We start from the raw sequence: 26,630 nt of genomic DNA, 5'->3' as shown, positions 1-26,630 counted from the left end.
GGCTCATTCCCCGCGACCGGCGCGAGGGCGTCGACCATCTGGGAGCGATTGTGCGGGTGGCTGCATTGCATATCTAAAATGTTCTCGAACCGTTTATCCATTATCCATGCGCTCTCTTTCGTCGAGACGACGGGGTCGTGCGCACGCGCGGTTCGCGAACCAACTAATTCTACAGCCTGACGCTGGATTGGGTAGCTCCCACTCGGACGCGTCTCATGCCGCATGAGGAACAGGAATCGAATCCAGTGAAGTACTTCTACGACTGGCTGCCCCGCGCGGTCGACGGGCGGGTCCGGTTCTTCGCCTGGCTCTCGCTTCTGACGGAGCTGACGATCATCGTCACCGGTGGGGCCGTGCGGCTCACCGAGTCGGGGCTCGGCTGCCCGACCTGGCCGCTCTGCACCGCGGACTCCCTCGTTCCGACGGCCGAGATGGGCGTCCACGGGGCTATCGAGTTCAGCAACCGAATGATGTCGGGCGTCGTCGGCATCGTTGCTCTCGCCATGGTGCTGCTCGTGTGGCGGATGCGCACCGAGCGCAAGGATCTTTTCGCGTTGTCGACTGTCCTGCTCATCGGAGTCCTCGCTCAGGCCCTCGTCGGCGGCATCACCGTCTGGACCGGTCTCAACCCCTTCATCGTCGGCTTCCACTACACGGCATCCCTCGTGATGGCGTGCATCGCGACCGCCCTGATCGCGCGGGTCTACGCCGCGCCGGGTGTGCGTGAGCCCGCCGTGTCCCGCTGGTTCGCGATCCTCGCCCACGTCACGACCTTCGTCGTCGCGATCACGATCGCGATGGGCGTTCTCACAACCGCATCGGGACCGCACTCGGGCGATTCGGATGCCGCCAGGACGGGCTTCAACGCCGAGCTCTTCGAACATCTGCACGCCTGGCCCGCCTATGCGACCTTCGCGCTCACCCTGGCGCTCGTCATCGCCTCGATGCGGTTCCACGCGACGCCCGTACACCGTTACGCGATGTACCTGCTCGCCGTCGAGGTGCTGCAGATCACGGTCGGGCTCATCCAGGCCAATACCGGTCTACCGGAGATCCTCGTCGGCGCCCACATGCTGCTCGCCGCGCTTCTGGCCTCAGCCATGACCGCCGTCGTTCTCAATCTCACGCGAACGGTGCCGACGTCCGGCGCCGCAGCACGCGTCGAGGCGTTCGCGGCTGCGAGGCCGCGCTGAGCCCTGCGAGAGCCCCAGGCCAAGTTAGAACGGCAGCAGCGGATCGATCCCCACCGCGAGGAACAGCATCGTGAGATACGCGATCGAGCCGTGGAAGACCCGCATGGGCGATGCGTCGCCATGTCGGATCGCGAGGTTGTAGAGGCGGTGCGTCTCGTAGATGAACCACGCCCCTGAGACCAGGGCGATCCCGGCGTAAAGCAAGCCCATGCCCGCGACCGGGATGAGCAGGAGCGAGCAGGCCACCGTCGCCCAGGCGTAGAGGACGACTTGGAGCCCGACCTGGGCGCGCCCGCGCACGACCGCGAGCATCGGCACCCCGGCGGCCTTGTAATCGTCGCGGTACTTCATCGACAGCGGCCAGTAGTGCGGGGGCGTCCACAGGAAGATGATGGCGAAGAGGATGAAGGGAGCCCAGCCGAGGCTCTCCGTCACTGCGGCCCAGCCGATGAGCACCGGCATGCAGCCGGCGACGCCGCCCCAGACGATGTTCTGCGAGGTACGACGCTTGAGGATGAGGCTGTAGAACACGACGTAGAGCAGGATGGCACCGAGGGAGAGCGTGGCGGCCAACCAATTCGTGAAGACCCACAGCCAGGCGATCGAGGCGATCCCGAGTCCGTAGGCAAAAGCGAGCGCCTCCCGATCGGTGAGCTCACCGGTCACCAGGGGCCGGTTCTTCGTGCGGTTCATGACCCGGTCGATGTCGCGATCGATGTAGCAGTTGAAGGCTCCGGCCGAGCCCGCGCTCATGGCGCCCCCGACGAGGGTCGCGACGACGAGCCACAGGCTCGGGATGCCTCCTGCAGCGAGAATCATCGTCGGGGCGGTCACGACGAGCAGGAGTTCGACGACGCGCGGCTTCGTCAATGCGAAATAGGCTCCGGCCTTGCGACGGATGCCTGCCATGGCAGATTCGGTGCGACTCTCTACGGCGACGTCCATTGCTCCTCATTACGGCCGGATTGACGGATTCAATCCTAGGTCACGGCTTCGACCGCGCATTCGCGCGTGCCGGCCGCCGAGGAGTCGTTCATGACGCGACGAGGCACGCACGGGTGGCAGCTATCCCTATACTGAACGTGCTCGCCAGTCAATGTGCGTACGTGTGAGCCGACCCTACAGCGGCTTGCACTAGCCATGTTGTGCCGATGATGTCTACGGCGCGCTACACCTCACCGGGAGCAGGTCCTCGACGGGCCTGTCCCACGCTTCAGAAGGGTCAGTATCCAGTGGCAGCTCTGCAATGGGATCCCATTGACAACAAGGCGGTAGACACGGCGCGCATTCTAGCCGCCGACGCGGTCGAGAAGGTCGGCAACGGCCATCCTGGAACCGCCATGAGCCTCGCCCCCGCGGCCTACCTGCTGTTCCAGAAGGTCATGCGCCGCGATCCATCCGATCAACATTGGCTGGGACGCGACCGGTTCATCCTCTCGGCCGGCCACAGCTCCCTCACACAGTACGTTCAGCTCTATCTCGGTGGTTACGGGTTGGAGCTCGACGACCTCAAAGCCTTGCGCACCTGGGGCTCCAAGACCCCCGGTCACCCGGAGTACGGTCACACGGACGGCGTCGAGATCACCACGGGACCCCTCGGCCAGGGTCTCGCCTCCTCCGTCGGGTTCGCCTACGCGGCGCGTTTCGAGCGTGGCCTGTTCGATCCGCACGCCGCAGCCGGCACGAGCCCGTTCGACCACTTCGTCTATGTGATCGCCAGTGACGGCGACCTGCAGGAAGGCATCACGAGCGAAGCGTCCTCACTCGCCGGGCATCAGGAGCTCGGGAATCTCGTGGTGATCTACGACAGCAATCAGATCTCGATCGAGGACGACACCAACATCGCCTTCACCGAGGACGTGGCGAAGCGGTACGAGGCCTACCACTGGCACGTGCAGATCGTCGACTGGAAGAAGACCGGCGAGTACCACGAGGATGTCGCAGAGCTCCACGCCGCGATCGAGGCCGCCAAGGCCGAGACCGCCAAGCCGTCGCTCATCGTCCTGCGCACGATCATCGGCTGGCCGAGCCCGAAGAAGCAGAACACGGGCAAGATCCATGGTTCCGCACTCGGCGCAGAGGAGCTCGCCGCAGTCAAAGAGGTGCTCGGCTTCGACCCCGCCGAGTCCTTCGTCGTCGCCGACGAGGTGCTCACGCACACTCGTAAAGCCGTGGAGCGCGGCGCGCGCGCGCGCGCCGAGTGGCAGACCACGTTCGATGCGTGGGCTGCCGCCAACCCGGAGCGCAAGGCCCTGCTCGACCGTGTGCTCTCGGGCGAGCTGCCCGACGGCGTCGAGGATGCGCTCCCCGTGTTCGAGGCCGGCAAGGACGTCTCCACCCGCGTCGCCTCCGGAAAGGTCATCAACGCGATCTCCGGTATCGTTCCCGAGCTCTGGGGAGGCTCCGCCGACCTCGCCGAGTCGAACCTCACGACGATCGACGGTGCGCCGTCCTTCGTTCCGAGTGAGCGCTCGACCCACGAGTGGACCGGGGACGAGTACGGACGGGTGCTGCACTTCGGCATCCGCGAGCACGCGATGGGCGCCATCGTCAACGGCATCGTCCTGCACGGCAACACACGCGCCTTCGGCGGGACGTTCCTCATCTTCAGCGACTACATGCGCCCGGCAGTGCGCCTCGCCGCTCTCATGAGGATTCCGTCGATCTTCGTCTGGACGCACGATTCCGTGGCGCTCGGCGAGGACGGCCCGACGCACCAGCCGATCGAGCAGCTCGCGACGCTTCGCGCGGTCCCCGGTCTCGATGTCGTGCGCCCCGGCGACGCCAACGAGGTCGCCTACGCCTGGCTCGAGATCCTCAAGCGCCGCAGCGGCCCGGCGGGGATCGCGCTCACCCGCCAGAACATCCCAGTGTTCGAACGCGGCGACGGCCAGGCATCCGGTGACGTGCTCGCTTCCGCGAAGAACGTCTCGAGAGGCGCCTACGTGCTCGCCGAGGCTGCGAACGGCTCCCCCGACGTCATCATCATCGCCACCGGCTCCGAGGTGCAGCTCGCCATCGCCGCCCGAGACACGCTCAAGAGCGACGGCATCAACGCCCGTGTCGTCTCGGCGCCGAGCCTCGAATGGTTCGAGGAGCAGCCGGCGGAATACCGCGCGACCGTGCTGCCATCGGATGTCACCGCCCGGGTATCGGTCGAGGCCGGTTCAGCGTTGACTTGGAAGAGCTATGTTGGCGACCGCGGACGCAGCGTCTCGATCGATCACTTCGGCGCATCGGCCGACTACAAGACCCTGTTCCGCGAGTTCGGCATCACGGTGGAGGCGGTTGTCACCGCCGTCAAAGAGTCGCTCGCGTCGGCGTGACGCGAGCACGAAGGAGATCTGAAATGACCGAATCCACTCCCCTCGCCCAGCTGTCGGCTGCAGGCGTGAGCATCTGGCTCGACGATCTGTCCCGGGAGCGTATCGCCTCCGGCGGGCTGCAGAAGCTCATCGACGAGAAGAACGTCGTGGGTGTGACGACCAATCCGACGATCTTCGCCGGCGCGCTCAAGAACGGCCACGCCTACGAAGCCCAAGTGACCACCCTGGCGGTCGCCGGAGCATCCGTCGCCGAAGCGGTCTTCGAGATCACGACCGACGATGTCGCCGCAGCGAGTGACATCTTCCGCCCGGTCTACGACGCAAGCGGAGGCTTCGACGGCCGTGTGTCGATCGAGGTCGAGCCTGGCCTCGCCAACGACACGGCGGGAACCATCACCCAGGCCAAGCAGCTCTGGGCCAAGGTGGACCGCCCGAACGCGATGATCAAGATCCCCGCGACTCTCGCCGGCCTCGGCGCCATCACGGAGACCATTGGCGCAGGTATCAGCGTCAACGTGACGCTCATCTTCAGCCTCGCACGTCACCAGCAGGTCATCGACGCCTACCTCGCGGGTCTCGAAAAAGCCCAGGCCGCTGGCATCGACCTCTCGACAATCCACTCGGTCGCTTCCTTCTTCGTCTCCCGCGTCGACACCGAGATCGACAAGCGTCTCATCGCCATCGGGTCAGAGGAGGCCATCGCCCTCAAGAGCGCCGGCGGCGTCGCGAACGCCCAGCTCGCTTACCAGGTCTTCGAGAGAGCCTTCTCGACGGAGCGCGCCACGGCGCTGCTCGCAGCCGGCGCCAACAAGCAGCGCCCGCTGTGGGCCTCGACCGGCGTCAAGGACCCAAGCCTTCCCGACACCCTCTATGTGACGAACCTCGTCGCCCCCGGAGTGGTGAACACCATGCCCGAGAAGACGTTGGACGCCACCCTCGACCACGGTGTCATCACCGGCGACACGGTAACGGGCTCCTATGCGGCCGCGCAAGACGTGCTCGATCGTCTCGCAGCGGTCGGCGTCTCCTACGACGAGGTGACCGCCGTGCTCGAAAGCGAAGGCGTCGACAAGTTCGTGGTCTCGTGGAGCGAGCTTCTGGAAACCGTCGAGGGCGCATTGGAGGCGGCCCGTTGAGCATTCGTGTCTCCGTGAGCGGTGTTGCATCCGACGCCATACGGTCCACCGTGCCCGCTCTCGTCTCCGACCTTGTCGCCTCCGGGATCACCGCGCTCGATCCTGCGCTGTGGGGTCAAGAGGCCGAGGCCGAGGCAAGCGTCCGGCTCGGCTGGACCGAGTCCATCGCCATCTCGCGGCCGCTCGTCGAGGAGATCGTCGCCCTCCGGACCCAGTTGCATGCGGAGGGCGTCACCCATATCGCCCTCGCGGGCATGGGCGGCTCATCGCTCGCCCCAGAGGTCATCACCCGCACCTCCGGCGTCGAACTGACCGTGCTCGACTCGACCGATCCCGGCCAGGTGCTCGCGGCGCTCGGAGACCGGCTCGAGCACACGGCTCTCGTCGTCTCCTCGAAGTCCGGCTCGACCATCGAGACCGACAGCCAGCGTCGAGTGTACGAACGTGCCTTCCGCGCTGCAGGAATCGACCCCGCCGCGCGAATCATCGTCGTGACCGACCCCGGCTCACCCCTCGACGTCTCGGCGCGCGAAGCGGGCTATCGCGTGTTCAACGCGGACCCCAACGTCGGCGGTCGATACTCGGCTCTCACGGCCTTCGGGCTGGTCCCATCCGGCCTGGCGGGCGTCGACATCGCCGAACTTCTCGACGAGGCCGAGACGATCTCGCTCTCGCTCGCGATCGACACCCCCGACAATCCCGGACTCGTGCTGGGCGCAGCGATTGCCGGAACGACGCCGCTCCGCGACAAGCTCGGCATCCTCGCCGACGGAACGCACATCGTCGGCTTCGGCGATTGGGTGGAGCAGCTCATAGCAGAGTCGACCGGCAAGCTCGGCACCGGTCTGCTGCCGATCGTGCTCGACTCCGACTCGCCAGAGCTCGACGAGGACCTCGCCGACTTCCAGCTTGTCCGCCTCGTCAACGACGCTGGAGAGCACCTCTACCGCGAGCACGAGAGCGCGAACGAGATCCGCGTGAGCGGAACGCTCGGCGCGCAGTTCCTCGTGTGGGAGTACGCGACGGCCGTCGCAGGCCGCATCCTCGGCATCAACCCATTCGACCAGCCCGATGTCGAGTCCGCGAAGATCGCTGCACGCGGCCTGCTCGACGCGCGCCCTGAGCCCGCCCCGGCCGCCTTCGTCTCGCAGGGCATCGAGGTGCGCGGGACGCCCGAGGTCATCGGTGCGGCGAGCGACTTGCGGTCGGCCATCGATGTCCTGCTCGAGGAGCTGCCAGCCGACGGCTATATCTCGATCCAGGCATATGTCGACCGTCTCGCCCTCCCTCGGCTCTCAGCCCTCAGAGATGTCCTCGCGAAACGCTCCGGACGACCGGTCACCTTCGGCTGGGGCCCGCGCTTCCTGCATTCGACCGGGCAGTTCCACAAGGGTGGACCTGCCGTCGGCGCCTTCCTTCAGATCACGGCCGTCCCATCGGAGGACCTCGACATCCCCGACCGCCCGTTCACCTTTGGCGAACTCATCCAAGCACAGGCGAGCGGCGACGCCAGCGTGCTCGCCGAACACGGCCGCCCCGTTCTCACCCTCAACCTCACCGATCCGACCGCAAATGTCACGACATTGTTCGAGGCAGCCGGTTAGACCGTTGCGACAATCGAGGAGCTTCATGCCACCGGTGGACATCACCGCGGACTTCAACCCGCTCCGACGGCCGTCCGACTACCGTCTCAGCCGCATAGCCGGGCCGAGCGGCCTCATCATCTTCGGCGTGACGGGTGACCTGTCGCGCAAGAAGCTGATGCCGGCAGTCTACGACCTCGCCAATCGCGGTCTCCTGCCGCCGGGCTTCGCACTCGTCGGGTTCGCCCGTCGCGATTGGGCCGATCAGGACTTCATGCAGATCGTGCATGATTCGGTCAAGCAGTACGCACGGACGGATTTCCGTGAGGACGTCTGGGCCCAGCTCGCACAGGGCATCCGTTTCGTGCCGGGAACCTTCGACGACGACGACGCGTTCGCTCGGCTCAAAACGGCGATCGACAGCCTCGACCGAGAGCGCGGAACGATGGGCAACCATGCGTTCTACCTCTCCATCCCGCCGAAGGCCTTCCCCGAGGTCACCGAGCAGCTTCGCAAGTCGGGTCTGGCCGTAGGCAAGAACGGCTCGTGGCGGCGCGTCGTCATCGAGAAGCCGTTCGGCAGCGACCTCACGACGGCACGCGAGCTCAACCGCGTGGTGGAGTCCGTCTTCCCCGCCGACTCGGTGTTTCGGATCGACCACTACCTGGGCAAGGAGACGGTGCAGAACATCCTCGCCCTGCGCTTCGCCAACCAGCTCTACGAGCCCATCTGGAACACCAACTACGTCGACCACGTGCAGATCACGATGGCGGAGGACATCGGGGTCGGCGGACGTGCCGGTTACTACGATGGCATCGGCGCGGCGCGTGACGTCATTCAGAACCATCTGCTGCAGCTGCTCGCCCTCACCGCTATGGAGGAACCGATCTCCTTCGACGCCTCTGCGCTTCGCGCCGAGAAGGAGAAGGTTCTCGCGGCGGTCCGGCTTCCGCCCGACCTGGCGACGGGAACCGCTCGAGGGCAATATGGTGGCGGGTGGCAGGGCGGCGAGAAGGTGCTCGGCTTCCTCGAGGAGGACGGCATGAACCCGGAATCGACGACGGAGACATACGCCGCCGTCAAACTCACCGTCGGAACACGGCGCTGGGCTGGGGTTCCTTTCTACCTGCGCGCCGGAAAGCGCCTCGGCCGACGGGTGACCGAGATCGCCGTGGTCTTCAAACGTGCCCCGCAACAGCTCTTCGCCGACAGCCAGACCTCGGAGCTCGGTCAGAACGCCCTCGTGATCCGCGTGCAGCCGGATGAGGGCGTCACGATCCGTTTCGGCTCCAAGGTTCCGGGTGCTGGCATGCAGGTGCGCGACGTCACCATGGACTTCGGTTACGGCCATGCGTTCACCGAGGCGAGTCCAGAAGCCTACGAGCGCCTCATCCTCGATGTGCTCCTCGGCGACCCGCCACTGTTCCCGAGGCACGAGGAGGTCGAGCTCTCGTGGAAGATCCTCGACCCGATCGAGGAGTTCTGGGCGTCCCAGGGACGCCCGGAGCAGTACCGCCCCGGCAGTTGGGGGCCGGACTCCGCCGACGACCTATTGGCCCGTGACGGCCGCACCTGGAGACGCCCATGATCGTCGATCTGCCCGACACCACGACCAGCCAGATCTCGAAATCCCTCGTCAAGATCCGCGAAGAGGGCGGTGCGGTAGCGTTGGGGCGCGTGCTGACTCTCATCATCGCCGCGAAACCCGGCACCGAGGAGGAGGCGATCGAGGCGGCGAACGACGCCTCCCGCGAGCATCCCATGCGTGTCATCGTCATCGCGACGGAGCCCGGAGCCGAGGCGAGGCTCGACGCCGAGATCAGAGTCGGCGGCGACGCTGGCGCGAGCGAGGTCATCATCCTGCACGCCGTCGGCGACGCAGCGACCGACGAGCAAAGTCTCGTGATGGGATTGCTCCTGCCCGACGCCCCCGTCGTGACTTGGTGGCCGGGGGCCGCGCCTGAGGTGCCCGGGGCGTCACCTCTCGGGCGAATCGCACATCGGCGCATCACGGATGCCTCAGCGCAGCCCGATCCGCAGGGAGCGCTCGGCCGTCTGGCCGACAGCTACCTCCCGGGCGATACCGACTTCGCCTGGACACGCCTCACCCTGTGGCGCGCACAACTGGCGGCCGTGCTCGACCAGCCGCCTTATGAGCCGGTCACGGCCGTGCAGGTGGCCGGCTCCGCGGACTCGCCGTCTACGACACTGCTCGCCGCATGGTTGCATGACACACTCGGCGCCGAGACGGAGTACGAGCTGACACACAGGCCCGACTCGCACGGCATCCACGGAGTGAGCCTGGTACGCCCGTCGGGAACCGTTGATCTCATTCGCTCGGTGACGAACGTCGCGACCCTCACCCAGCCGAACCAGCCGACCCACGATCTCGCTCTCCCGAGGCGCAATCTGCGCGATTGTCTCGCCGACGAGCTGCGCCGTCTCGACCCTGATGAGCTGTATGGCGAGGTCATCACCACCGCGCTGGCTGACCTCGGGGCTCCGACGACGATCACGACAGGAGCACTCGCATGACGACTAGTCGCAGGGTGCTCGTTCATCCTGACAAGCAGGCGCTGGCCGGCTCGGTCGCGGCACGTTTCATCACAAAGACCGTCGACATCCTCGATGATAGAGGCACCGCGAACATCGTCCTGACCGGAGGAAGCGTCGGCATCGCCGTTCTCGCCGCGATCAACGAGTCCAGTGCCCGCGACACGATCGACTGGTCGCGCGTGAGCTTCTGGTGGGGGGACGAGCGCTGGGTTCCCCGTGGACACGCCGACCGCAACGAACAGCAGGCGCGTGAGGCTCTGCTCGACCACATCGCGATACCGGCCACCAACGTGCATCCGTTCCCCGCATCCGATGAGGGACTCGAGCTCGACGACGCGGCCACGCGCTATGCCGACGAGCTTGCGACGCACGCCGAGGATGGCACCGAGCTGCCACACTTCGACATCACCTTCCTCGGCGTCGGACCCGACGGCCACATCGCCTCGTTGTTCCCGCACCGATCCGGCATCCAGGTAGCCGATCGCGCGGTCGTCTCCGTGCGCGACTCGCCCAAACCTCCTCATGAGCGACTCAGCCTGACCCGGCCGGTGCTCAACTCCTCCGAACGCATCTGGCTCGTGCTGGCCGGCGCGGACAAGGCGTCGGCGCTCGGCCTGGCGATGGCCGGCGCGAGCAGGGACGAGGTTCCCGTCGCCGGCATCAAGGGTCGCCGACGCACGGTCTTCTTCATCGACAAGGATGCGGCGGCGGAAGTGCCGGAGAGCCTCATCGCCCCGTCGTACTGAACCGCGGAGTGCTGGGTGTGCGTCGGAGGGGGCGGCATCGGCCTGCCCGCGCGAACCCAGTCAACAGCTGATCGTGCCCTAACAACCACTCCAGCACATCGCTCACCACGCTGTCTGGCAGGTCCCCCAAGGACTCGTCATTCGCATGCCGCTCATACAGATCCTCGGCCTGCCTCAAGGCCAGACCATGCATCATGACCTTGAAGGTCTGCTGATCTAACTCGAACTTCGTACCAGGTCGGCCCACCCAGTGCGGGCATCCGACGGACTTACCACCAACTCTAGTGACCTCTTCGTGGAGACGCCGTAGGAAAGGCGCCATAGATCGCATGTTTAGCACCAATTGAGACGGATTTGTTCCGAGATTTCTCGCAAATACGGGATGGCCATTCGATAAAGATCGGATGTACAATACCTAGCACGTGGAGGCAATGATGCAGGCCACAAGGCTTTGCTGCGGGAACATACTCAACCCGACGGGCGACTGAGCCGACCTCACAGCGCCGACGTAGGAATCATGAAGATCCGCTCTACGGAGCGCACAGAGGTCACCGTTCGAAGGGAAACGAGCACGTGAAGAAGAACGCCGAAAACCCTCAGGATTCACCCGTCAAAGGCGCGTTTGGTCGGCGGGGAATGCTGGCGTCGATGTTGGCAACCGTGCCAGTCCTGGTCGCAAGTCCGCTAAGCGTCGGCGGACTGGGAGCACAAGCGGCTTACGCTGCTCCTTCCGCGAGCCGGGCAGACAAAGACAACAAAGACACCAAAGACAATCAGCGCGCGACTGCGCTCGATCCTGGCAACGTGATGTCCTCGCTGCGGTTCGGCATGTTCGTCCACTTCAATCCCTCGTCAGTCGTCGGGCGCGAGATCGGTTGGGGTCGCAACGCCTACCGCCCCGGCGAGGCCCCCTTCAACCAGTACAAGGACCAGTCCGTAACGTCGGACCCGGAGTACGACACTGCCTACCGGAGTTTTCTTCCGGAACAGGACTGGGCGACCAAGCTGGCCGAAACAGCCAAGGCGGCCGGCATGAACTACCTCGTCTTCACCACGAAGCACCATGATGGCTACCCCAATTTCCGAGCAGACAATGTCACGAAGTCCGCCTATCCAGACTATGCGGACACCCCAGTGGGCCAGTCGGGCCGGGACTTGACGCGCGAGATCGCAGATGCAACGCGGAGTGCCGGACTCAAACTCGGTTTCTACTACTCGCCACGCGACTGGACCCAGCCGGACTACGTCGGGGGTGACTACGCCACGTACTACGAATACATGATGAGCCATCTGAATCAGCTGATGACGGAGTACGGCGACGTCGACTTTCTCTGGTATGACAGCATTCCGTATGCGGACATGACGCCGTTCCGCCCGCCGTTGCTCCACACCGTTCCGAGGGATCTGCAAGCGGGCATTCTGATCAACGACCGCGGTTACAGCAACATGGGTTTCGCCACAACCCCGCCAACGCTGATCGGCGACTTCACTACGCCGGAGCAGCAAGTGGGCGGTTTCAACGCCGTCCGCCCGTGGGAGTCCTGCATGACGATCACCCCGCCCAGCTGGTCCTGGCAACCGAACCATCCCAAGTCTGACATGTCAACGGTGGTCAAGACCATCGCGGCAACCGCCGTGGGGGACGGCAACCTCCTGCTCAACGTGCCGCCGACGCAAACGGGCTACTTGGAAGACGAAGTCACCAACACTTTGCTGGAAGTCGGGGCATGGATGGAGATATACAAGAAGACCATCGTCGGAACACGCGGAGGCCCCTACCGCAACAGCGGGGTGGGCGGTGCCACCTACGCCGGGAACAAGATCTACCTTCACATCACCGACGATCTGCGGCCTTTCACACTGCGCCTTCCCCGCCTCAACGCCACAGTGAAGTCCGCAGTCGCCTTTGACGGCACTTCCGTCGCGTTCTCCGAGGAGAGCGCGACAGGTGATCTCCTCCTCGACGTCTCGTCCCTCACCAAAACGACGCCGGACCTCGTAGTCGTCCTGACCGTGGATCGCGAGATGACCAGCGAGTTCGTCACGCGAGCGCCGATGGCCTGGGAGGTCGTCAGGCCCGGTCCCAACCTCGCGCTGAACAAACCGGCGGTGCAGCACTCAACAGCGTGGGGAGGCCTGGCCGCCCGTGCGGTCGATGGAAACACCAACGGGTCGTATGATGCCGGCTCCGTCACCCACACCCTGGACACCAAGGAAGCCTGGTGGCAGGTGGATCTGGGAGCTTCAACGAATGTGGGCCAAGTATGGATCTACAACCGCACCGATGCCTCCTATGGTGACCGGCTGAGCAATTTCTGGGTCATGGTCTCCGAGACGGAGTTCGCCAGCCAAGACCTGACTGCCTCGCGGACCACTGCCGGCGTCACGGCAGTCCGGATCGACGGAAAGGCCGGCGACATGCGTGCCGTCGCACTCAACGGCGCGGGGCGGTACGTACGCCTCCAGCTTGAAGCGGCCAACATGCCGCTCTCTCTCGCCGAAGTGGAAGTCTACGCGCGCTAAGGGAGGCTGGTCACTAGCCGGTCGGAGTGAGCTTTCCGCGACGCGCACGCAGCTGCTGCAAAGCCTCGTTGAGAAGCTGTTCAGCCTCCTCCTCCGTGCGACGTTCCTTGACATATGCGAGGTGCGTCTTATATGGCTCGAGTTTCGCGACCGATGGCGGATTCTCCTTGTCGCGGCCAGCGGGAAGACCGGACTGCGGCGAGTCGATCGTATCCGGGATCTCCTCCTCGGGCAGGTTCGCCGCGAAATAGCGAACGGTCTCGTTGCCGAGGGCGTCCCAGTACGAGATCGCGACGCGATCCGCGTGGAATCCCCGGTCTTGTTCGCCCATGGGGCCTGCGCCGACGCGCGAACCCCTGATTGCACTGCCACCCCGATGCCATTGATGCCTCCGCTGTGAAACGCGCGACCGAGGGCCGCGCTGTGAGATGAACTAAGCGCCGGTGTCGAACTTGGTGATGAGCCCGAGCACGATGATGCACGCGACCCACACGAGACCAAGAATGACCGTGATGCGGTTGAGGTTGCGCTCGGCAACGCCAGATGCACCCAGGTTGGATGTCACGCCACCGCCGAACATGTCGGAGAGGCCCCCACCACGACCTTTGTGCAGCAGAATGAGCATCGTCAGCAAGAGGCTCGTGACGCCGAGCAGCACCTGCAGTACAACCTGGAGAATCTCCACGGGTAACCTTTCACAATGCGGCGTACACAGCGGAACGCCAAGACCACAGGCAATTATAGCCTGACGCAGCACCCGATCAGAGGATGCCGCGCGCTCCCGCCCCCGCCGAACCTACAATCCGACATGCTTCTGATAGCGGACGATGCTCGCGAACTCGTCGAGGTCGAGACTCGCACCGCCGACGAGGGCACCGTCGACGTTGGGTTCGCGCATGAACCCTGCGATGTTCGCGGCCTTCACGGAGCCACCGTAGAGGATGCGCGTCTTCGCCGCGACATCCTCGCCGAGCGTCTCAGCGAGAACCCCACGAAGGGCAGCTGCGACTTGCTCAGCCTGTTCCGGGGTCGCCGCCTGCCCGGAGCCGATTGCCCAGACCGGCTCGTAGGCGACCACGATGTCGGCCGCGCTGGCAACACCGATGAGAGCTCCTCGCAATTGGGCTACCGGGACGGCGCTCGGGCCGTGCTCCTCGAGGTCTTCGGCCGTCTCGCCCACACAGATGATCGGGACGAGGTTGTGTTTGAGTGCAGCGGACACCTTCGCGCCGACCTGTTCATCTGTCTCTCCATGCAATGTGCGCCGCTCGGAGTGACCGATGACCACATAGCTGCACTCGAGCTGAGCCAGAAAAGCGCCGGAGATCTCACCGGTGTATGCACCGGAGTCGTGCGCGGAGACGTCCTGCGCACCGAAAGCGAGCGGGAGCTTGTCGGCGGACACGAGCGTCTGCACGCTACGCAGATCGGTGAACGGCGGGAAGACCGCGACCTCGACAGCGCCGAAGTCGTGCTTAGCGTCGGAAAGGCTCCACGCGAGCTTTTGCACGAAGGCGATCGCCTGGAGGTGATCCAGGTTCATCTTCCAATTGCCCGCGATGAGCGGGGTGCGGGTTATTGCCATCCGAGAACCTCCAGTCCGGGAAGACGCTTGCCCTCGAGGAACTCGAGGCTCGCGCCGCCACCGGTCGAAATGTGACCGAATTGGTCATCGTTGAATCCGAGTGCGCGAACGGCTGCCGCCGAGTCCCCGCCGCCGACGACGCTGAGACCATCGACCTCTGTGAGCGCTTGAGCAACAGCGCGAGTCCCTTCGGCGAAAGGAGCCAGTTCGAACACGCCCATAGGACCGTTCCAGAACACGGTCTTCGAGTCGCGGATGACCTCCGCGAAACGTGCGGCGGTCTCGGGCCCGATGTCGAGGCCGAGGCCGGAGGCGCCGAACGACGTATCCTCGATCGCGTCGGCCGGCCGGACGATACGCTCGGCATCAGCACTGAACTTCGACGCCACGACGACGTCGCTCGGCAGGACGATCTCCACGCCGAGCCTCTCGGCTTCGGCGAGATAGCCCGTGACCGTGTCGATCTGATCGGCCTCGAGCAGGCTCGAGCCGACCTGGTGACCGAGCGCCGCGAGGAAGGTGAAGAGCATGCCGCCACCGATGAGCAGGGAGTCGACGCGCGGCAGCAGATGACCGATGACGCCGAGCTTGTCGGAGACCTTCGAACCGCCGAGAACGACGGTATAGCGACGCTCGGGCGATCCGGTCAGACGATCGAGTACATCGAGCTCCGCGGCGATCAGGAGACCCGCCGCGCTCGGAAGCGCTTGGGCGAGCTCATAGACGCTCGCCTGCTTGCGGTGCACGACCCCGAATCCGTCAGAGACGAAGGCGTCGCCCATGGTCGCGAGCTGCGCTGCGAAGAGAGAGCGCTTCCCCGCGTCCTTGTCGGTCTCCCCCGCGTTGAAGCGGAGATTCTCGAGCACGACGATCTCTCCGTCGCTGAGAGCGGCCACCGCCGCCTGCGCCCCGGAACCCACGGTGTCCCCGGCGAACGCCACGGGGCGTCCGAGGAGTTCGGCCAGGCGAACGGCCACCGGCGCGAGGCTGTACGCAGACTCCGGCATCCCGTCAGGACGCCCGAGGTGAGAGATGACCACGACTCGGGCACCCTGCTCGAGAAGGGCGATGAGAGTCGCCAGGGATGCGCGCACACGACCGTCGTCGGTGATCCGACCATCTGAGAGCGGAACGTTCAGATCGCAGCGGACGATGACCCGCCTTCCGGTGAGCGATCCGAGGGACTCGATGGTGCGAAGCGACACGCCGTACCCCGGCTCAGAGACGCTCGGCAACGTACTCGGTGAGGTCGACCAGACGGTTCGAGTAGCCCCACTCGTTGTCATACCACGAGGCAACCTTGGCCTGGTCACCGATCACCTTGGTGAGTCCGGCATCGAAGATCGAGGAGTGCGGGTCGCCAACGATGTCGGACGAGACGATCTCGTCCTCGGTGTACTTGAGGATTCCCTTGAGCGGTCCCTCGGCAGCGGCCTTGTACGCCGCGTTGATCTCGGCGACCGTGACGGGACGCGAGGCCGTGACCGTGAGGTCCGTGATCGAGCCGGTGATGACCGGAACGCGCAGAGCATAGCCGTCGAGCTTGCCGACGAGCTCGGGGAGCACGAGGCCGAGTGCTTTGGCGGCGCCGGTCGACGTCGGGATCACGTTGGCGGCGGCTGCGCGGGCGCGACGCAGGTCGCTGTGCGGTCCGTCCTGGAGGTTCTGGTCTGCGGTGTACGCGTGGACGGTCGTCATGAGGCCGCGCTCGATGCCGAAGCTCTCCATGAAGACCTTGGCGAGTGGCGCGAGGCAGTTCGTGGTGCACGATGCATTCGAGATGACTGCGTGGATCGCAGGATCGTAGCTGTCCTCATTGACGCCGAGCACGATGGTGGCAACATCAGAACCGGTGGCGGGGGCCGAGACGATAACCTTCTTGGCACCGGCCTGGATGTGCTTGCGGGCATCGTCGGACTTGGTGAAGCGACCCGTTGACTCGATGACGACGTCCACCCCGAGAGCGCCCCAGGGAAGGTTGGCCGGGTCGCGCTCCTCGAACACCGTGATCGGCTTGCCGTTGACGATGATCTTGTCTCCGTCGAGCTCGACGGTCGCATCGAGACGCCCCGTGATGGAGTCGTACTTGAGCAGGTGGGCCAGCGTCCTGTTGTCGGTGAGGTCGTTCACCGCCACGATCTCGAGATCACTGCCCTTGGCCAGGGCGGCGCGGAAATAGTTGCGACCGATACGGCCGAACCCGTTGATGCCGATCTTTACGGACACGTATGACTCCTGTTACTGGGGCGCGAACGCACATGGGTAGGGGCGAACAAGAACGGACGGCAGTGTCCCCGGACGGGTCCGGGGACGCCATCCGCTACGACAGTAGCAGCAGGCCGCTCGTCTTTTCACGCGCCGCTTGGAAGCGCTCCTGGACGTTGCCCCAGTTGGCGATGTTCCAGAAGGCTTTCACGTAGTCGGCGCGAACGTTCTTGTAGTCGAGGTAGTACGCATGCTCCCAGACGTCGAGCATGAGCACCGGAACAGTGCCTGCTGCGAAGTTCGCCTGCTGGTCGAAGAACTGCTGCACGATGAGCTGCCGGCCGATCGAATCCCAAGCCAGCACCGACCAGCCGGATCCCTGGACGCCGAGCGCGGTCGCTGTGAAGTGCGCTTGAAACTTCTCGAAGGAGCCGAAGAACTCGTCGATCGCGCTGGCGAGTTCGCCGACCGGCTTGTCGCCTCCGTCTGGCGACAGATTGGTCCAGAAGATCGAGTGGTTCACGTGTCCGCCGAGGTTGAAGGCCAGATCCTTCTGAAGCTTGTTCACGTTGGCGAGGTTGCCGCTGTCGCGGGCCTCGGCGAGCTGCGTCAACGCCGTGTTCGCGCCGGTCACATAGGCCTGGTGGTGCTTGCCGTGGTGCAGCTCCATGATTGCGCCGCTGATGCTCGGCTCGAGCGCCGAGTAATCGTAGGCGAGTTCAGGCAAGGTGTATTCAGCCATTGATCTTCTCCTCATTTCGTGACCGCGAGTCCCACGGACGTTGACGACTTTCCCAGTCTAGTTACGGCAACCCGACGAGCCGCCAGTTCCTTCCCGTGGCAGCTCCTCACACGTCATCGAGGTCGGGGGGCAGGTTCGCGTCCGTTCCCGGGATACCCAGATCGACGGCCTTCTTGTCGGCCATAGCAAGCAGGCGGCGGATGCGACCTGCCACGGCATCCTTCGTCATGGGCGGCTCGGCGTGGTGACCGAGCTCGTCGAGACTCGAGTCGCGGAACCGCAGACGCAGCTCCCCCGCGTACTTGAGGTGGTCGGGGATGCCCTCTCCGAGGATCTCCATCGCGCGCTCGACCCTGGCGCACGCCGCGACGGCCGCCTGAGCGGAACGACGGAGATTGGCATCGTCGAAGTTGACGAGGCGGTTGGCGGTCGCACGCACCTCACGACGCTGACGCAGCTCCTCCCAGCTACGCACCGTCTGAGTGGCCCCCATGTGCACGAGCATCGCGCTGATGGCATCGCCGTCTCGGATCACGACGCGGTGGACGCCGCGGATCTCACGCGCCTTCGCCGAGATCTTCAGGCGGCCTGCGGCCCCCACGAGCGCCATGGCCGCCTCATTGCCGGGGCAGGTCACCTCGAGCGCGGCGGACCGGCCTGGATCGGTCAGACTGCCGTGGGCGAGGAAGGCGCCGCGCCACACCGCCGCGATCTCCTCACGCGAGCCTGTGGTGAGGCGGTTCGGCAGTCCTCGGATGGGGCGACGACGGGCGTCGAGCAGCCCCGTCTGACGAGCGAGCGTCTCACCGCCGTCGAGCACGCGCACGAGATAGTGGCTCGTGCGGCGCAGTCCGGAGGCGGCTATGACGCTCACGTCGCCACGCACCCCGTAGAGCTCCGAGAGATCCTTGCGCACCCGGCGCGCTATCACGGCCGAATCGAGTTCGGATTCGACCGCTATGCGACCCGAGATGAGGTGGAGCCCGCCCGAGAAACGCAGGATCGTCGCCAGTTCGGCCGCCCTGACAGTGGTCTTGCTGACCTCTACTGTTGCGAGTTCTTCTTTGACATCGGCGGTGAGTGCCAATCGTGTTCCATTCTGTTTCTGTTGCTGTGCGGTAGGCCGACGGACGGCCGTCTTATTCGCGTCCGAGGTCCCGGTGCTTCACGCTGACGGCCACCCTCGGGAGGGCGCCGAGCAGCATGGCCAGTTCGCGCGCGATCGCGACCGAACGATGTTTGCCACCGGTGCATCCGATAGCGATCGTGACGTGACGTTTGTTCTCGCGCTGGTATCCCGCGAGCACGGGCTCGAGCGCTTGGGCGTAGCGGTCGATGAACTCGCGGGCACCCGGCTGGCCGAGCACGTAGGCGGCGACATCGGCGTCTTCGCCGGTCTTCGAGCGGAGTTCGGGGATCCAGAAGGGATTCGGCAGAAAGCGGGCGTCGACAACGAGGTCGGCGTCGGCCGGCAGACCGTACTTGAAGCCAAAGCTCATGAGGGTCACCCGCACACCCGCGGTGTTCTCCGCCGCGAACTGTTCGATGATCGTCGTGGCGAGCTGGTGGATGTTGAGATCGGAGGTGTCGACAACGATGTCGCTCGCCTCTCTGATCGTGCTGAGCCGACTGCGTTCGGCGGTGATGCCGTCGAGGATCGTGCCATCGCCCTGGAGCGGGTGCGGCCGTCGCACGGATTCGAAACGTCGCACGAGCGCGGCATCCGTCGCGTCGAGAAAGATCACGCGAAGCTCGGTTCCGCTCCGCAGCGCCTGGATGATGTCCTGCAACTCGAGAAAGAAGTCTCGCCCACGGATGTCGACGACGGCAGCGATCTTCGGAAGGGTGGCTCCCGCGCGCTCGACCAGATCGACGAGCGGACGCAGCATCTGGGGCGGCAGGTTGTCGACGACATACCAGCCCAGATCCTCGAGCGCATTGGCCACCGTAGACCGTCCGGCACCTGACATGCCCGTGACGATCAGCATCTCCTGCTTCTCGTGCTCCGTCATTCTGGGTCGCGCCTTCGGTCGGAGGTGGGTGGGCTTACAGCCTACCGATCCGCGAGGCTTTCAGGAGCGCAAGTGCCGGTGGACGCCCTCCGCGAGAGCCGGTCCGATCCCGCGGACCTCGGCGATCGCCTCAACGTCGGCCCGCCGAAGCTGCGCGACAGACCCGAAATGCCGAAGCAGCACCTTGACCCGTGCAGGGCCGAGACCGGGCACCTCGTTGAGAACGGAGGCGATGTCGCGCTTGCGCCGGGCTCGTTGATGTGTGATGGCGAAGCGGTGCGCCTCGTCGCGGATGCGCTGGAACAGGAAGAGCGCATCGCTGCTGCGCGGCAGAATGACCGGAAAGTCGGAATCCGGCAGCCAGATCTCCTCGAGCCTTTTCGCGATGCCGCAGAGTTGGATGCCTTCGACACCCGATTCGCGAATCGCGCGCGCCGCGGCCTCCACCTGCGGCTGACCGCCGTCGACGATGAGCAGATTGGGCCGGTAGCTGAACTTGCGACGCTTCGGCGCGACCTCGAGAGCGTCGGCCTCCTCCGGATCCGCGAGATAGGCCAGGCGCCTGGCGAGGGTGCGATAGATCGAGTCCGTGTCGTCCGTCGACTCGGGGATGCTGAACCGACGGTATTCGTCTTTGCGGGGCAGGCCGTCCTCGAAGACGACCATCGACGCGACGATGTTCGTGCCGCTCAGGTGGGAGACGTCGTAGCACTCCATGCGCAGCGGAGCCTCGGTCATGCCGAGCGCCTCCTGGATGTCCTCGAGCGCCCTGGATCGCGCCGTGAAATCGGAGCTGCGCCGGGTCTTGTAGAGCATGAGCGCGTGTTTCGCGTTCTGCGTCGCCGTCTCCAGCAAGGCGGCTTTGTCACCGCGCTGCGCGGCACGAAGCTGCACCTTGCCCGTTCCGAGGCCCGTGAGCCATGTTTCGAGCGCGACCGCGTCGTCCGGCAGCTCAGGAACGACGATCTCACGGGGAGGGACGGATCCATCGGAATAGACGGTCTGAACGATCGAGTCGACGAGCTCCCCCATCGAGACGTCGAGCTCCTTGTCGACCATCCACCCTCGCACACCGCGAATGCGACCTCCGCGCACGATGAACTGTTGCACGGCCGCGGCAAGCTCGTCGTGCTCGATGCCGAAGAGGTCGATGTCCACGGAGTCGCGCAGCACGACGGCGCTCTTCTCGAGCACCGCCTCGAGAGCCAAGACCTGATCGCGGCGTTTCGCCGCGAGCTCGTAATTCTGTGCGACCGACGCAGCATGCATCTCCTGAGTGAGTTCGGCGATCATTCGCCGATCCTGGCTCGACATGAAACTCACGAAACGTTTGACGACCTCGCGGTGCTCCTCGATGGTCACCGTGCCGGAGCAGGGACCGAAGCACCGCCCGATCTGGCCGGCGAAACACGGCTTGCCTGTCTGCATCGCGCGCTTGTAGTCCGATTCCTTGCAGGTGCGGATCGGGAACGCCTTGAGCATGAGCTCGATGGTCTCGTAGACGGCCCACACCTTGGGATACGGGCCGAAGTAGCGTGCTCCGCGAATGCCGGTCTTTCGGGTGACGAGCACACGCGGGGCCTCTTCTGCGAGGGTGACGACCATGTACGGATAGGACTTGTCGTCCTTGAACATGACGTTGAACGGCGGGTCGAACTCCTTGATCCAGGTGAATTCGAGCTGGAGCGCCTCGACCTCGCTGCCGACAACGGTCCACTCCACGCTCGCCGCGGTCGTCACCATGCGTCGCGTGCGCTCGTGCAGGCTCTCGAGCGGCGCGAAGTAGTTGCTCAGTCGTGCGCGGAGACTCTTTGCCTTGCCGACGTAGAGCACTCTCCCCGAGAGGTCGCGGAAACGGTACACCCCCGGCTCTGTGGGAATCTCACCGGTCTTCGGTCGGTAGCTCAGCACATTCGCCATGCCGCAGGTCCTGCTGCTACCCCGCGGCCTTCGCCAACGCCGTCGTCCCGGCGTCCGCCGCGAGGATCTCGCGCAGAAATACTCCCGTGTGGCTCTTCTTGTTCGCCGCCACGTCTTCGGGCGTTCCGGTGGCGATGACACGCCCGCCACCTGAGCCTCCCTCCGGCCCCAGATCGATCACCCAGTCCGCCGATTTGATCACGTCGAGATTGTGCTCGATCACGACGACCGTATTGCCCTTGTTGGCGAGCTCGTTGAGCACGATGAGCAGCTTGCGCACATCCTCGAAGTGGAGCCCCGTCGTCGGCTCGTCGAGCACGTAGACGCTGCGGCCGTTCGAGCGCCTCTGCAGCTCGGTCGCGAGCTTCACCCGCTGAGCCTCACCACCTGACAGGGTCGTAGCGCTCTGTCCGAGCGTGACGTAACCCAGTCCGACTTCGACGAGCGTCTTGAGGTAGCGGTGAATCGCCGAGATCGGCTCGAAGAACTCGGCCGCTTCGCTGATCGGCATCTGGAGGACTTCGGCGATGTTCTTGCCCTTGTAGTGCACGGTGAGCGTGTCACGGTTGTAGCGGGCGCCGTGGCAGACCTCGCAGTCGACGTAGACGTCCGGCAGGAAGTTCATCTCGATCTTGATCGTCCCGTCGCCGGAGCACGCCTCGCAGCGGCCCCCTTTGACATTGAAGCTGAAGCGCCCCGGCAGGTAGCCGCGCGCCTTCGCCTCCGCCGTCTCCGCGAACAGCGTGCGGATGCGGTCGAACACGCCCGTGTACGTCGCCGGGTTCGAACGCGGCGTACGCCCGATCGGTGCCTGGTCGACATGGATGACCTTGTCGAGGTGGTCTACTCCTGTGACCCTGGTGTGCTTGCCCGGCAGCTTCCTGGCACCGTTGAGACGGTTGGCGAGAACCCGATAGAGGATGTCGTTGACGAGCGAGGACTTTCCGGAGCCGCTCACGCCGGTGACCGCGATGAAGGTTCCGAGCGGAAAGCTCACGGTCACCTTGCGCAGGTTGTTCGCTTCGGCGCCAACGACCGTGATCTCACGCGCCGGATCGACCGGTCGACGGGTGTGCGGCGTGACGATCTCCCTGCGGCCCGCGAGATAGTCGCCGGTAACGGAACGCTTGTTGTCGAGGAGGTCCTCGTACGAGCCCGAGTGGACGACACGACCCCCGTTGATCCCGGCCCCCGGGCCGATGTCGACGATCCAGTCTGCCGTGCGGATGGTGTCCTCGTCGTGCTCGACGACGATGAGAGTGTTGCCGAGATCGCGTAGCGCGACGAGTGTCTCGATGAGACGCCGGTTGTCGCGCTGATGCAGGCCGATGCTCGGCTCGTCGAGCACGTAGAGCACCCCCGTCAGACCGGAGCCGATCTGCGTCGCAAGACGGATGCGCTGCGCCTCACCGCCCGAGAGCGTCGCGGCGGCCCGAGCGAGGTTGAGGTAGTTGAGCCCGACGCGGATGAGAAAGTCGAGGCGGAGCTTGATCTCGCGCAGCACCTGCGCGGCAATCGCCTGCTCGCGGTCGGTGAGTTCGAGCTTGTCCATGAAGGCGCGCGCCTCGATGAGACTCAGCTCGCAGACATCCGCAATGCTCTCTTCGTGCACGAGCACGGCAAGCACCTCGGGCTTGAGACGTTTGCCCTGGCAGACTGGGCAGGGGATCTCACGCAGGTACTCCGACCAGCGCACGCGCTGCGTGTCTGTCTCGGCCTGCAGGTATTGACGTTCGATGTAGGGCACGACGCCCTCGAAGCCGGAGGTGTAGCTCATCTCGCGACCGTAGCGATTCTTCCATTTGACCCGGACCTCGAAGTTGTCGCCCCGCAGCACGGCATTGCGCACCTCGGGACTCAGCTCCTGCCATGGGGTGTCGAGCGAGAAGTCGAGATCGCGTGCGAGTCCCTCGAGGAGCTTCTCGTAGTAGTTGAAGAGTCCCTTGCCCTGGGTCGTCCAAGGCAACACGATCCCCTCGGCGATGCTCAGTTCCGGGTCTCCGAGCAGCAGGTCTTCGTCGACGGACATCCGGGTGCCGAGACCGGAGCATTCCGGACAGGCGCCGAAGGGGGCGTTGAACGAGAACGTGCGCGGCTCGATCTCGGTGAGCTGGATCGGATGGTTGTTGGGGCAGGAGAGCTTCTCAGAGAAGGTCTGCCACGAGCCGGGACCTTCGTTGTCGACGAAGTTGATCGTGACGAGACCATCGGTCAGGCGGAGCGCTGTCTCCAGGGAGTCGGTCAACCGGCTCAGGATGTCGGGCGACGCGACGAGGCGGTCGACGACGACAGCGATATCGTGCTTGACCTGCTTCTTGAGCTTCGGTGGCTCACTGAGCTGGATCTGCTCGCCGTCGACGAGCGCACGCGAATATCCCGCCGCCGCGAGCTCTTTGAACAGGTCGACGAACTCGCCCTTCTTCTGAGACACGACGGGGCTCACCACTTGATAACGGGTTCCCGTCTCGAGTTCCATGAGCTGGTCGGCGATCTGTTGCACCGTCTGGCGCTGGATCTGCTCCCCGCAGGTCGCGCAGTGCGGAACGCCGATGCGCGCCCAGAGCAGGCGCATGTAGTCGTAGACCTCCGTGATCGTGCCGACGGTGGACCGCGGATTGCGGTTGGTCGATTTCTGGTCGATCGAGACGGCCGGGCTGAGACCCTCGATGAAGTCGACGTCGGGGCGATCGACCTGCCCGAGAAACTGGCGAGCGTAGGCCGAGAGAGACTCGACGTAGCGACGCTGCCCCTCTGCGAAGATCGTGTCGAAGGCGAGAGAGGACTTGCCGGAACCTGAGAGGCCGGTGAAGACCACGAGGGAGTCGCGCGGGATCTCAAGGTCGACATTCCGCAGGTTGTGCACGCGGGCACCGCGGACACTGAGTTTGGAGGTCGACTCTACGCGTGAAACTGACACCTCAGAAGTCTATGCACTGCCTCCGACACTCGGCGCTCAGTGCCGCATGCCCGTAGCGAACGCGCTCCGAACGACCCTGCTCGGAGCGTCAGCCCAGGTGCCCGGCCTTCTCCATCTGCCGAAGCTCCCGCTTCAGATCGGAGAGCTCGTCGCGCAACCGCGCGGCGAGCTCGAACTTGAGCTCACCGGCGGCCTCGAGCATCTGTCCGTTGAGATCGGCGATGAGCGTTTCCAGCTCGTTCGCACCCTCGGCGGCGATACCCTCGCGGCGCAGCTTCGGGGTCGGCGACTTCTTGCGCGGGTCGCGCCCCGCGAGCAGTGCCGCGGTGTCCGCCTCTTCCCTGGCCAGGACCTCGGTGATGTCCGCGATGCGTTTGCGCAGAGGCTGCGGGTCGATGCCGTTGGCCGTGTTGTAGGCGACCTGCTTCTCCCGGCGCCGGTTCGTCTCCTCGATGGCACGCTCCATGGAGTCCGTCACTCGGTCAGCGTACATGTGCACCTGACCGGAGACGTTGCGTGCGGCACGTCCGATGGTCTGGATCAGCGATGTCGACGAACGCAGGAAACCCTCCTTGTCGGCGTCGAGAATCGAAACGAGCGAGACCTCCGGCAGGTCGAGACCCTCACGGAGCAGGTTGATGCCGACGAGTACGTCGTATACCCCCTGGCGCAGTTCTGTGAGCAACTCCACCCGGCGGAGGGTGTCGACGTCGGAATGCAGATAGCGCACGCGCACGCCGGCCTCGCCGAGAAAGTCGGTGAGCTCTTCGGCCATCTTCTTGGTGAGCGTTGTGACGAGCACGCGCTCGTCGCGCTCAACGCGGATCCGGATCTCCTCGAGCAGGTCGTCGATCTGACCCTTCGTCGGCTTGAGCACGACTTCGGGGTCGATGAGACCCGTCGGACGGATGATCTGCTCGACCACTCCGTCGGCGATGCCCATCTCGTATTTGCCCGGCGTCGCCGAGAGGTAGACGGTCTGGCCCACGCGGTTCTTGAACTCGTCCCAGGTGAGCGGCCGGTTGTCGAGGGCGCTCGGGAGCCGGAAACCATGCTCGACCAGGGTTCGCTTGCGCGAGGAGTCACCCTCGTACATCGCGCCGATCTGAGGAACCGTGGCGTGCGACTCGTCGATGACGACGAGGAAGTCGTCGGGGAAGTAGTCGATCAGGCAGTGGGGGGCCTCCCCCGGCTCACGCCCGTCGATGTGCCGCGAGTAGTTCTCGATGCCGGAGCAGAAACCGATCTGCTCCATCATCTCGAGGTCAAAGGTCGTGCGCATGCGCAGGCGTTGCGCCTCGAGCAGTTTGCCTTCACGCTCGAGCTGGGCGAGTCGCCACTCCAACTCTTCGCGGATCGTCACGATCGCGCGTTGCATGACCTCCGTGCTCGCAACGTAGTGCGAACCGGGGAACACGGCCACCGAGTCGAGCTTGCGCACGACATCGCCCGTAAGCGGGTGCAGGCTGTAGAGCGCCTCGACCTCGTCGCCGAACATCTCGATGCGGATCGCGAGCTCCTCGTACATCGGGATGATCTCGATCGTGTCTCCGCGCACTCGGAAGTTGCCGCGCGAGAAGTCGACGTCGTTGCGCTGATACTGCATGGAGACGAACTTGCGGATGAGCCAGTCGCGGTCAACGCGCATCCCCACCTGGAGCGCCATCATCGCGTTCAGATATTCGTCGGGAGTGCCCAAACCATAGATGCACGACACGGTCGAGACCACGATGACGTCACGTCGGCTCAGTAGGGAGTTGGTCGTGGAATGCCGTAATCGCTCGACCTCGGCATTGATCGACGAATCCTTCTCGATGAAGGTGTCCGTCTGTGGAACGTAGGCTTCCGGCTGGTAGTAGTCGTAATAGGAGACGAAGTACTCGACCGCGTTGTTCGGCAGGAGTTCGCGGAACTCGTTGGCGAGCTGAGCAGCCAGCGTCTTGTTGTGCGCGAGCACCAGGGTCGGGCGCTGGACGGCCTCGATCAGCCAGGCGGTCGTCGCGGACTTTCCCGTTCCGGTCGCGCCAAGCAGGACGACATCGGCTTCTCCTGCGTTGATGCGGTTGGCGAGGTCGGCGATGGCCACGGGCTGGTCGCCGCTCGGGGTGTAGTCGCTGATGACCTCGAAGGGGCGGACGGAGCGCGTCGGTTCCATGCCCTCCAGTCTAAAGACCGGGTCCGACACC

General features: G+C 65.0%; 20 protein-coding genes. 8 read left to right on the top strand and 12 right to left on the bottom strand.

What is annotated here, in order from left to right; genetic code table 11:
- Positions 1–245 precede the first annotated feature (245 nt).
- Positions 246–1,193 (top strand): COX15/CtaA family protein, encoded by a 948-nt coding sequence (locus ACFQB0_RS05210; RefSeq protein WP_386728427.1) that lies wholly within the window; start codon positions 246–248, stop codon positions 1,191–1,193.
- Positions 1,194–1,217: 24 nt separating this feature from the next.
- Here the strand turns inward: ACFQB0_RS05210 and ACFQB0_RS05205 are convergent, their stop codons facing one another.
- Positions 1,218–2,138, bottom strand: a complete 921-nt coding sequence (locus ACFQB0_RS05205; RefSeq protein ID WP_386728424.1) for a heme o synthase — start codon at positions 2,136–2,138, stop codon at positions 1,218–1,220.
- Between the two features lie 287 nt (positions 2,139–2,425).
- Between ACFQB0_RS05205 and tkt the strand changes: the two genes are divergently transcribed.
- The 7 genes from tkt to ACFQB0_RS05170 all read left to right on the top strand — a co-directional run bounded on the left by tkt (position 2,426) and on the right by ACFQB0_RS05170 (position 13,063).
- Positions 2,426–4,519: a transketolase gene (gene tkt, locus ACFQB0_RS05200; protein WP_386728421.1), complete on the top strand. Its 2,094-nt coding sequence runs from the start codon at positions 2,426–2,428 to the stop codon at positions 4,517–4,519.
- A gap of 23 nt (positions 4,520–4,542) precedes the next feature.
- On the top strand, positions 4,543–5,655 hold the full coding sequence (gene tal / locus ACFQB0_RS05195; RefSeq protein WP_386728418.1) for a transaldolase: 1,113 nt from the start codon (positions 4,543–4,545) through the stop codon (positions 5,653–5,655).
- The gene (locus ACFQB0_RS05190; protein ID WP_386728416.1) at positions 5,652–7,259 is read left to right on the top strand and encodes a glucose-6-phosphate isomerase; all 1,608 of its coding nucleotides are present in this window, start codon (positions 5,652–5,654) and stop codon (positions 7,257–7,259) included. The genes tal and ACFQB0_RS05190 overlap by 4 nt, the downstream gene beginning before the upstream one ends.
- Before the next feature lie 25 nt (positions 7,260–7,284).
- Positions 7,285–8,826, top strand: coding sequence for a glucose-6-phosphate dehydrogenase (gene zwf, locus ACFQB0_RS05185; RefSeq protein ID WP_386728415.1), 1,542 nt, complete (start codon positions 7,285–7,287; stop codon positions 8,824–8,826).
- Positions 8,823–9,773 carry a glucose-6-phosphate dehydrogenase assembly protein OpcA gene (locus ACFQB0_RS05180; RefSeq protein WP_386728412.1) on the top strand — a complete coding sequence of 317 codons (951 nt, stop codon included), beginning with the start codon at positions 8,823–8,825 and terminating at the stop codon, positions 9,771–9,773. Before zwf ends, ACFQB0_RS05180 begins: the two co-directional genes overlap by 4 nt.
- Positions 9,770–10,540: a 6-phosphogluconolactonase gene (pgl, locus tag ACFQB0_RS05175; protein ID WP_386728409.1), complete on the top strand. Its 771-nt coding sequence runs from the start codon at positions 9,770–9,772 to the stop codon at positions 10,538–10,540. The genes ACFQB0_RS05180 and pgl overlap by 4 nt, the downstream gene beginning before the upstream one ends.
- Positions 10,541–11,113: 573 nt before the next feature.
- Entirely contained in the window at positions 11,114–13,063 is a 1,950-nt protein-coding gene (locus ACFQB0_RS05170; RefSeq protein WP_386728406.1) for an alpha-L-fucosidase, read from the top strand.
- 13 nt (positions 13,064–13,076) lie between these two features.
- Here ACFQB0_RS05170 and ACFQB0_RS05165 read toward each other — a convergent pair whose 3' ends face one another.
- The 11 genes from ACFQB0_RS05165 to uvrB form a co-directional block, all read right to left on the bottom strand.
- Entirely contained in the window at positions 13,077–13,424 is a 348-nt protein-coding gene (locus ACFQB0_RS05165) for an RNA polymerase-binding protein RbpA (protein ID WP_386729663.1), read from the bottom strand.
- 72 nt (positions 13,425–13,496) lie between these two features.
- Positions 13,497–13,748 (bottom strand): preprotein translocase subunit SecG, encoded by a 252-nt coding sequence (gene secG / locus ACFQB0_RS05160; RefSeq protein WP_386728403.1) that lies wholly within the window; start codon positions 13,746–13,748, stop codon positions 13,497–13,499.
- A 111-nt stretch (positions 13,749–13,859) separates the two neighbouring features.
- Positions 13,860–14,648, bottom strand: coding sequence for a triose-phosphate isomerase (tpiA, locus tag ACFQB0_RS05155; RefSeq protein WP_386728400.1), 789 nt, complete (start codon positions 14,646–14,648; stop codon positions 13,860–13,862).
- On the bottom strand, positions 14,639–15,853 hold the full coding sequence (locus tag ACFQB0_RS05150) for a phosphoglycerate kinase (RefSeq protein WP_386728397.1): 1,215 nt from the start codon (positions 15,851–15,853) through the stop codon (positions 14,639–14,641). Before ACFQB0_RS05150 ends, tpiA begins: the two co-directional genes overlap by 10 nt.
- Before the next feature lie 13 nt (positions 15,854–15,866).
- Positions 15,867–16,874 (bottom strand): type I glyceraldehyde-3-phosphate dehydrogenase, encoded by a 1,008-nt coding sequence (gene gap / locus ACFQB0_RS05145; RefSeq protein ID WP_386728394.1) that lies wholly within the window; start codon positions 16,872–16,874, stop codon positions 15,867–15,869.
- A gap of 94 nt (positions 16,875–16,968) precedes the next feature.
- Positions 16,969–17,595: a superoxide dismutase gene (locus tag ACFQB0_RS05140; protein WP_386728391.1), complete on the bottom strand. Its 627-nt coding sequence runs from the start codon at positions 17,593–17,595 to the stop codon at positions 16,969–16,971.
- 106 nt (positions 17,596–17,701) lie between these two features.
- Positions 17,702–18,682, bottom strand: coding sequence for a DNA-binding protein WhiA (gene whiA / locus ACFQB0_RS05135; RefSeq protein ID WP_386728388.1), 981 nt, complete (start codon positions 18,680–18,682; stop codon positions 17,702–17,704).
- Between the two features lie 52 nt (positions 18,683–18,734).
- The gene (gene rapZ / locus ACFQB0_RS05130; RefSeq protein WP_386728385.1) at positions 18,735–19,607 is read right to left on the bottom strand and encodes an RNase adapter RapZ; all 873 of its coding nucleotides are present in this window, start codon (positions 19,605–19,607) and stop codon (positions 18,735–18,737) included.
- Between the two features lie 60 nt (positions 19,608–19,667).
- Positions 19,668–21,527: an excinuclease ABC subunit UvrC gene (uvrC, locus tag ACFQB0_RS05125; RefSeq protein WP_386728382.1), complete on the bottom strand. Its 1,860-nt coding sequence runs from the start codon at positions 21,525–21,527 to the stop codon at positions 19,668–19,670.
- 16 nt (positions 21,528–21,543) lie between these two features.
- Complete coding sequence (gene uvrA, locus ACFQB0_RS05120) at positions 21,544–24,444, bottom strand: excinuclease ABC subunit UvrA (RefSeq protein ID WP_386728379.1); 2,901 nt, start codon at positions 24,442–24,444, stop codon at positions 21,544–21,546.
- 88 nt (positions 24,445–24,532) lie between these two features.
- Positions 24,533–26,599, bottom strand: coding sequence for an excinuclease ABC subunit UvrB (gene uvrB, locus ACFQB0_RS05115; RefSeq protein WP_386728376.1), 2,067 nt, complete (start codon positions 26,597–26,599; stop codon positions 24,533–24,535).
- Between the last annotated feature and the right edge of the window lie 31 nt (positions 26,600–26,630).

The sequence above is a fragment of the Luethyella okanaganae genome, from assembly GCF_042660285.1.
GTDB classification, from domain to species: domain Bacteria; phylum Actinomycetota; class Actinomycetes; order Actinomycetales; family Microbacteriaceae; genus Luethyella; species Luethyella okanaganae.
This window is presented reverse-complemented; position numbering and strand designations above follow the sequence as displayed.